Annotated in this window: 6 protein-coding genes and 1 pseudogene; 1 reads left to right on the top strand and 6 read right to left on the bottom strand. The window is 72.1% G+C overall.

What is annotated here, in order from left to right; genetic code table 11:
• From ND748_RS21250 to ND748_RS21230, 5 genes and pseudogenes are all read right to left on the bottom strand, one after another.
• Positions 1-238, bottom strand: a pseudogene (locus tag ND748_RS21250) (acyl-CoA dehydrogenase family protein); the annotation flags it as partial.
• Positions 235-1,332, bottom strand: coding sequence for an acyl-CoA dehydrogenase family protein (locus ND748_RS21245; RefSeq protein ID WP_251747746.1), 1,098 nt, complete (start codon positions 1,330-1,332; stop codon positions 235-237). The gene ND748_RS21245 and the pseudogene ND748_RS21250, both read right to left, overlap by 4 nt.
• A gap of 171 nt (positions 1,333-1,503) precedes the next feature.
• On the bottom strand, positions 1,504-2,718 hold the full coding sequence (locus ND748_RS21240; RefSeq protein ID WP_251747745.1) for an amidohydrolase family protein: 1,215 nt from the start codon (positions 2,716-2,718) through the stop codon (positions 1,504-1,506).
• A 37-nt stretch (positions 2,719-2,755) separates the two neighbouring features.
• Positions 2,756-3,670 (bottom strand): LLM class F420-dependent oxidoreductase, encoded by a 915-nt coding sequence (locus tag ND748_RS21235; protein WP_251747744.1) that lies wholly within the window; start codon positions 3,668-3,670, stop codon positions 2,756-2,758.
• Between the two features lie 4 nt (positions 3,671-3,674).
• On the bottom strand, positions 3,675-4,892 hold the full coding sequence (locus ND748_RS21230; protein ID WP_251747743.1) for an amidohydrolase family protein: 1,218 nt from the start codon (positions 4,890-4,892) through the stop codon (positions 3,675-3,677).
• 272 nt (positions 4,893-5,164) lie between these two features.
• Between ND748_RS21230 and ND748_RS21225 the strand changes: the two genes are divergently transcribed.
• Positions 5,165-5,854, top strand: coding sequence for a TetR/AcrR family transcriptional regulator (locus ND748_RS21225; RefSeq protein ID WP_251747742.1), 690 nt, complete (start codon positions 5,165-5,167; stop codon positions 5,852-5,854).
• Between the two features lie 18 nt (positions 5,855-5,872).
• Here the strand turns inward: ND748_RS21225 and ND748_RS21220 are convergent.
• Positions 5,873-7,026: class I adenylate-forming enzyme family protein (locus ND748_RS21220; RefSeq protein ID WP_251747741.1), on the bottom strand; the 1,154-nt coding region annotated here is incomplete at its 5' end.

Genomic DNA, 7,026 nt, shown 5'->3' with positions numbered 1-7,026 from the left:
GCGCCCAGGCGGCCAGGCCGGTCTCGATCAGCGGGACGGAAAAAAAAAAAAAGCCGACGCCGGCGGCGAGTTCAGCGACGGCGGCGAGATCTCCGCCGGCGCCGCCGTCGTCCTCGGCGACGCCGACGACCGGCCAGCCGAGTTCGGTCAGCAGCGCCCACAGCTCGCCGGGGGCGGTGTCGGTGTTCGCCCCGAGCACGTCGTCGACGACGGGACGCAGATCGGCATCAAAGATCATCGCGGTAGCTCCGCCCGGCTGATGACGGTGTACAGGACCTCGGAGGAACCGCCGCGGATCGACGCGCCGGGCACGACGGCCAGGCCGTCGACGAGCAGCCGGTGGGCCTCGGCGTCGCCCTCGCAGACGTCGAGGACGTACCGGGCGGTCTCCACGACGTCCTTCTCGAACCGGGTGCCGGCGAGCTTGAGCCCCGCGGCCAGACGCACCGGCGCCTGGCCCTGGTCGAGGGCGCCGGCGAGCTGCAGGCCGAGCTGGCGCAGCGCGGTCAGGCGCGCGGCCAGCTCGCCGAGGCGCTCGGTGGCGGCCCGGTCGGGATGGCGCGCGACGGTGCGGATCATCGCGGCGAGCACGGGGTAGGTGCTCAGGTAGCGCTCCACCCCGCCGCGCTCGAAGGCGAGCTGCTCGGTGACCTGCTTCCAGCCGGCGCCGACCGTGCCGAGGACGCGCTCGGCGGGCACGTGCACGTCGTCGAGGATCACCTCGTTGAAGTGGTGCTCGCCGACGAGGTCGAGGATGGGCCGCACGGTGATGCCGGGGGTGTCGGCGTCGACGAGGAACTCGGTCAGGCCCTCGTGCTTGGACGCACCCTCGCCGGTGCGGGCAAGGATGTACAGGTGGGTGGCGTGGTGCGCCGACGTCGTCCACACCTTCGCCCCGGTGATCGACCAGCCGCCGTCGATGGCGCTCGCCCGGGTGCGCACGGCGGCGAGGTCCGAGCCGGCCTCGGTCTCGGACAGGCCGAGGCCCACGACGACCTCGCCGCGGCAGATCTTCGGCAGGATCTCGGCACGCTGGCCGTCGGTGCCGACCCGCAGGATCGTCGGGCCGATCTGGCGGTCGGCCGTCCAGTGCGCGGTGACGGGGGCACCGGCGCGCAGCAGCTCCTCGGTGACGACGAACCGCTCGGTGTTCGACCGCCCGCCGCCGCCGTACTCGGTCGGCCAGGTCATCCCGATCCAGCCGTGGCGGCCGAGCTCGCGGGTGAAGTCGGGGTCGTAGCCGCGCAACCAGCTGTCGTTGCGCGTCGCGATGCCGGCCGCGGCGACGAACGCGCGAACCTCTCGGCGCAGCTTGTCGTGGGGGTCGGCCATCAGCCGACCTCGTCACGGGCGACGATCATGAGAGTTCCTCCGGGTACGCAGCCGCCGCGAGACGGCGTTCGCACCGCAAATCGTAGTTGACGATTTCGTCAAAAGTAAACCGCGGCCGCGGGTCGCCGCTCCCACCGGGAGACGGCAGCCCGCGGCCGGGGCCCGCCGACGCTAGAGCTGCAGCAGGGACTTGAGGTTGTCCGAGAGGATCAGCTTGCGGTCCTCGTCGGAGAGCACCGCGGCGTCACGGGCGAAGGCGCCCGGGGTCGGCAGGCCCTCCGGGTGCGGCCAGTCCGAGCCGAAGATGATGTGCCCGATGCCGAGGGCGTCCTTGAGCGCGAGCAGGTCGTCCTCGTAGAACGGCGCGACCCAGACGTGCTCGCGGAAGCTCTCCACCGGGTCGACGGCGAACTTCTGCGGGATCTTGCCATAGGCGCTGCGGATCCGGCGGACGAGGTCGAGCACCCAGGTGGAGCCGGCCTCGATGGTGGCGACCTTCAGCGCCGGGTGCCGCTCGAACACGCCGTGGCCGACCAGCGCCGCGATGGTGTCCTGGATGGGCCGCTCGACGTGCAGCTGCATGATCTCGGGCAGCGGCGTGGTACGCAGGCCCTCGAAGGCGCCCTCGCCCCACTTCTCGGCGACCCATTCGTAGCCGGCCTCGCCGGTGTGGTAGGACACGACGATGCCGGCCTCGGCCGCGGTCGCCCAGAACCGGTCGAAGATCGGGTTACCCGGCGAGCGGGTGATCGAGCCGGCCCGGACCGGGCCCGGCACCAGCACGACGATCCGGGCGCCGGCGTCGCGCACCCGCTCCAGCTCCTTGACGGCCAGGTCGGGGTCGGCCAACGACAGCACCGGCGTCGCGATGATGCGGTCCTGGTACGAGTAGCCCCACTCGTCCTCGACCCACCGGTTGAACGCCTCGACGATGGCGTGCAGCGCGTCGGGCTTGTCGGTGAGCAGGTCCTCGACGGCGACCCCGACCGTCGGCAGCATGATCGTCGCGGCGACACCCTGCTCGTCGAGCTTGGCGATGCGCGCGTCGCGGTTGGTGTACTCCGGCTGGCTCTCCTGCAGCCTGCCGACGAAGGACGCCAGCTCCCGGCCCTCGGTGTTCTGGCTGCGGAAGTACTGCTCGAACACGCCGGGGGCGGCGACGGTGGGGAACGTCGGGTCCGGGTTGGTGGTGTAGAGCTTGTTGTTGATCACCATCCGGGTCCGGCCGTCGGCCGTCTGCAGAATCTTGATCAGCCGCTTGTACTCGGGCGCCAGGTGGCGGGTGAGCGCGTCGGCCGTCTCGTAGTAGTGCTGGTCGGCGTCGTAGAGCGGGTAGCCCAGCGACGGGAGCACGGCCGCGTCGCCGGGGGCTGCCAGGGTGGTCATGGACTCTCCTCGTTCACTCAGAGCGTGGGGGCGGGCTTCAGCGCGGGGACGGCGGGGACGCGAGGGTCTTGCCGAACAGCTCGATCTCGGCCAGGCAGTCGTCGATGCCGCGGGCGTGCGACTCGACCGACAGGTGCGTCACGCCCGCGGCCTCGTACCCGGGGACGGCGGCCGCAAGCGCTTCGGCGGCCCGCGCCGGATCCCGGCTGACCTGCGGGGTGAAGCAGACGTCGAAGGTGGTCGGCCGGCCGGCCGCCGCGCGCAGCCCGCGCAGGGTGGCGATCCGCTCGCCGATCTCGTCGGCGGCCAGGCTCGGGGTGGTGGTGATCTCCGCCATCTGCGCGGGCTGCTCGAAGGGCAGCCAGCCGTCGGCGACCTCGGCGACCCGGCGCATCGCCGCCCGGCTGTTGCCGCCGATCCAGATCGGCGGGCCGGGCCGCTGGGCCGGGCGGGGCAGCATGACGTGGCCCGACGCCGGGAAGTGCGGGTCGTCGCGCTCGACGACCTCGCCCGTCCAGGCGGCCTGCATCGCGGCGATGGCCGCGTCGAACCGGCCGCCGCGACCGTCGAACTGAGCGCCGAGCACGTCGAACTCGGGCTTCTGGTAGCCGGCGCCCATGCCCACGACCAGCCGACCGCCGGAGAGCAGGTCGAGGCTGGCCACCGACTTCGCGGTCAGGTAGGGATTGCGGTAGCCGGCGACGAGGATGAACGTCAGCAGGCGCACCCGCCGCGTCGCCGCCGCCATGAACGCCAGCGAGACGAACGGGTCGAAGGAGTGGTGGCCGCCGCCGTCGATCCAGGCGCTGGACGGGAAGGGATGGTCCGTCGTGGAGACGATGTCGAAACCGCTCTCCTCGGCCGCGACCGCCACGTCGGCGAGGTCACGCTCGCCGATCCACCGCTCCCAGTGCTTCACCGCACGGGTCGGAAACTGGTAGTTGAGCTGCACGGCGTCAGACCGCGACCGGAGTCTGGTCGCCGGCCGGGTCGCGCACCGGCAGGCCGAGCAGCCGCCGCGCGTTGTCACCCATGAAGTCGCGGGTCCGCTTCTCGTCCATGCCCTCGGCGTAGGCGTAGTAGCCGCGCGGCTCGGCGAGGCCCTCCGGGTGCGGGAAGTCGGAGCCGAACAGCACCCGGTCCCAGCCGACCGTGGAGATCACGTCGGCGACGGAGCCCTCCCAGAACGGGCTGACCCACACGTTGCGCCGGAACACCTCCAGCGGATGCTCGGGGAACGCCTGCGGCATCTTGGCGTAGCCGGACTCCAGGTCGTCGAACAGCGGGTGGATCCAGGCGCTGCCGTTCTCGATGCTGGCGACGCGCAGCTTGGGGAACCGGGTGAACGTGCCGTGGCAGATCAGGCTGGTGAGCATGTCGGCGATCTCGCGGTGGCCCAGCGTCACCCAGCGGAAGGCGCTCATCTCGGTGAAGTCGTTGGAGTCCGGCGGCTCCCACCGGTTGATGTAGTCGTCCAGCGGCGGCTGGCTGGAGTGCAACACCACCGGGATGCCGGCGCGCTCGACGTCCGCCCAGAACGGGTCGAACTCCGGCAGCGCCGGGGAGCGCCAGCCCCGCAGGCCCTTCACCGGCGCCGGCTTGATCAGGACGACCTTCGCCCCGTTCTCCAGCACGTAGTCGAGCTCGCGGCGGGCGTCGTCGACCAGGGCGCAGCTGATGACCGGCGTCATGAACAGCCGGTCGGCGTGGGTGTAGCCCCAGGTCTCGAGCATCCAGCGGTTGATCGCGTGGATCATCGCGACGACGAGCTCGGGGTCCTCGGCGGCGGAGTGCTCGACCAGGTTCGCCAGCGTCGGGTAGACCAGCGCCTCGGTGACGCCCTGGGCGTCCATCTCCACCAGGCGCGGGGCGGGCTCGCGGAACGACGGGCGGGACTCGATGGCCCGCCCGGTCATCTCCCGCAGCGACTGGCCCTCGCGGTTGCGGCCGGAGAAGAACTTCTCCCAGGCACCGGGCGCCGCCACCCGGTCGAACGTCGGGTTCGGGATGTAGTCGGTGATCCGTCCCTTGATCGCGATTCTGGTCGCCCGGCCGACCTGCACGAACTGCACCGCACGCCGGTAGCGCTCCGGCAGGTACCGGGTGAGCGCGTCCGGAGTCTCGTACATGTGCTGGTCGGCGTCGAAGATCGGCGCGTCGGTGAACTGCGTCACGGCTGCTGCTCCTCGCTGCCCGGGGGGGAACTCGCCGCCGGCGTCATGTGCCGTCGACCGTGGGCGACCGGGCTTTCGCCACCTCGGTGCTGTCCTTGGTACTGCTACGCGAGCCAACATTAAGCCGACTTGACGAAACTGTCAACTTTGTCGGAACGTAGCTGACACGGACATGTGCGACGCCACCCGAGCGCTTCAGCCGACGATGGGCGCCGGCGTCGACAGGTCCGTCAGGCCCGGCCGCGGCGCGCCCTCCTACACTGGGGAGAATCATGAGCGACCCTCCTGCCGTCGACGCGGTGAACCCGGTTGACGCGGATGACCCGATTGACCCGGATGACGCGGTTGACCCGGATGACGCCGATGACCCGGATGACGCGGCCCCCAGGACCATGGGCCTGCGCGCGGCCCGCACCCGCGGCCTCATCCTCGACGCGTCCCGCCGGCTGTTTCTGGAACGCGGCTACGCGGGCACCCGGGTCAACAACATCACCGATGCCTGCGGCATCTCCCGCGCCGGCTTCTACACGTACTTCCGGGACAAGCGGGAGATCTTCAACACCCTGGGCGAAGCCACCCACCGCGAGATCCTGCAGGTCATGGCCAGGTGGGAAACCATGGCGCGCCCGTGCACCCAGGCGGAGGTCGCGGCGTGGGTGTGGGAGTACTTCGCGTTCATGGATCGCCACGGCGCGTTCATCCTGTCCGCCCAGTCAGGCCCCGGCGAGCAGGCCATCGGCAGCGCCCGCAACAAGATGGAACTGCGCGTGGTCTGGCTGCTCGGGGTCCACCTGCGGGGCCGCCAACGGACGCCGACCGACGCCCCCGAGGCGCTGGGCCTGGCGGTCCAGTCGATGATGGACCGCGCCTGGTACCACTGCCACGGCCAGCACCTGCCGGTCGACGACACCGACGTCGTCAGCACCATCGCCGGGTTCATCATGGCGGTCCTGACCGCCTGACCGGCCGACCGGCCGACCTCAGGACGCGGGCGGCTCGAAGCGGGCGCGCAACTGGGCCTTGGCGACCTTGCCGAGCCCGGTGCGCGGCAGGATGTCGAGCAGCTCGAGCTGCTCGGGCAGCTTCTGACGCATCAGCCCGGCCTCGCGCAGCCAGCCCGACAGCTCCGCCAGCGACGGCACCGGCCGACCGGGGCGGGCGACGACGACGGCGCACACGCGCTCGCCACGATCGGCGTCGGGCAGGCCGATCACGGCAACATCGGCCACGTCGGGATGGCGACCGAGCAGCGCCTCGATCTCCTGGGGGGCGATGTTCTCGCCCTTGCGGATGATGAGGTCCTTGAGCCTCCCGACGATCTCGATGTGGCCGGAGGGGACCAGTCGGCCGAGGTCGCCGGTGCGAAACCAGCCGTCGGCGGTGAACGCCGCGCGGGTCGCCTCGGGGTCGGTGTAGCCGTGGCACACGCCGTGGCCGGCGACCTGCACCTCGCCGACGGCGCCCGGCGCGACCGCCGCGCCGCCCTCGTCGACGAACCGCAGCCGGTTGACCGGCACCGGGCGACCGTCGGTCGCGGCCAGCACGTCCGGCGGGTCGGCGAGGGCGGCCACCGCCACCATCGGCACCTCCGTCATCCCGTAGTCGTGCGCGAGCACCGCGCCGAGCACGCGGTCCACCTCGCCGACCAGGTGCGGCGGGCAGGGGGCGCCGCCGCCCTTGAGCGAGCGCAGCGTCGGGACCAGCCGCTCGCCGGGGCGGACCGCGGCGAGGTCGAGCAGCGCCGTGTAGAACGGCGTGCTGCCGCCGGTGGCGGTGACCCCGTGCCGGCGGAAGAGCTCCACGGCCTGGTCGGGGACGAACGCCTCGAGCAGCAGGATCGGGAAGCCGGCGGCGAGCGCGGCAAGGAGGTACTGGATCCCGCCGACGTGGGCGACCGGGTAGCCGACCGCGCCGACCTCCCCCGCCGCCCGGCCCAGACCGCTCACGCCGGCGAAGGAGATCGCGGTCGCCAACAGCGTGGCGTCGCTGTGCCGGGCGCCCTTCGGGATGCCGGTGGACCCGGAGGTGAAGTAGATCCACCGCACCTCGTCCGGGAGATGGTCCGGGAGATGGTCCGGGCGGCCGGCCGGGCGCGCGCCCGGGCCGGGCGGGTCGGCCTCCGGCGCGTCGTGGC

The sequence above is a fragment of the Frankia sp. AiPs1 genome (assembly GCF_023716945.1).
Classification (GTDB): Bacteria; Actinomycetota; Actinomycetes; order Frankiales; family Frankiaceae; genus Frankia.
The sequence above is the reverse complement of the archived record's forward strand: the minus strand, read 5'-3'. Positions and strand labels throughout refer to the sequence as shown.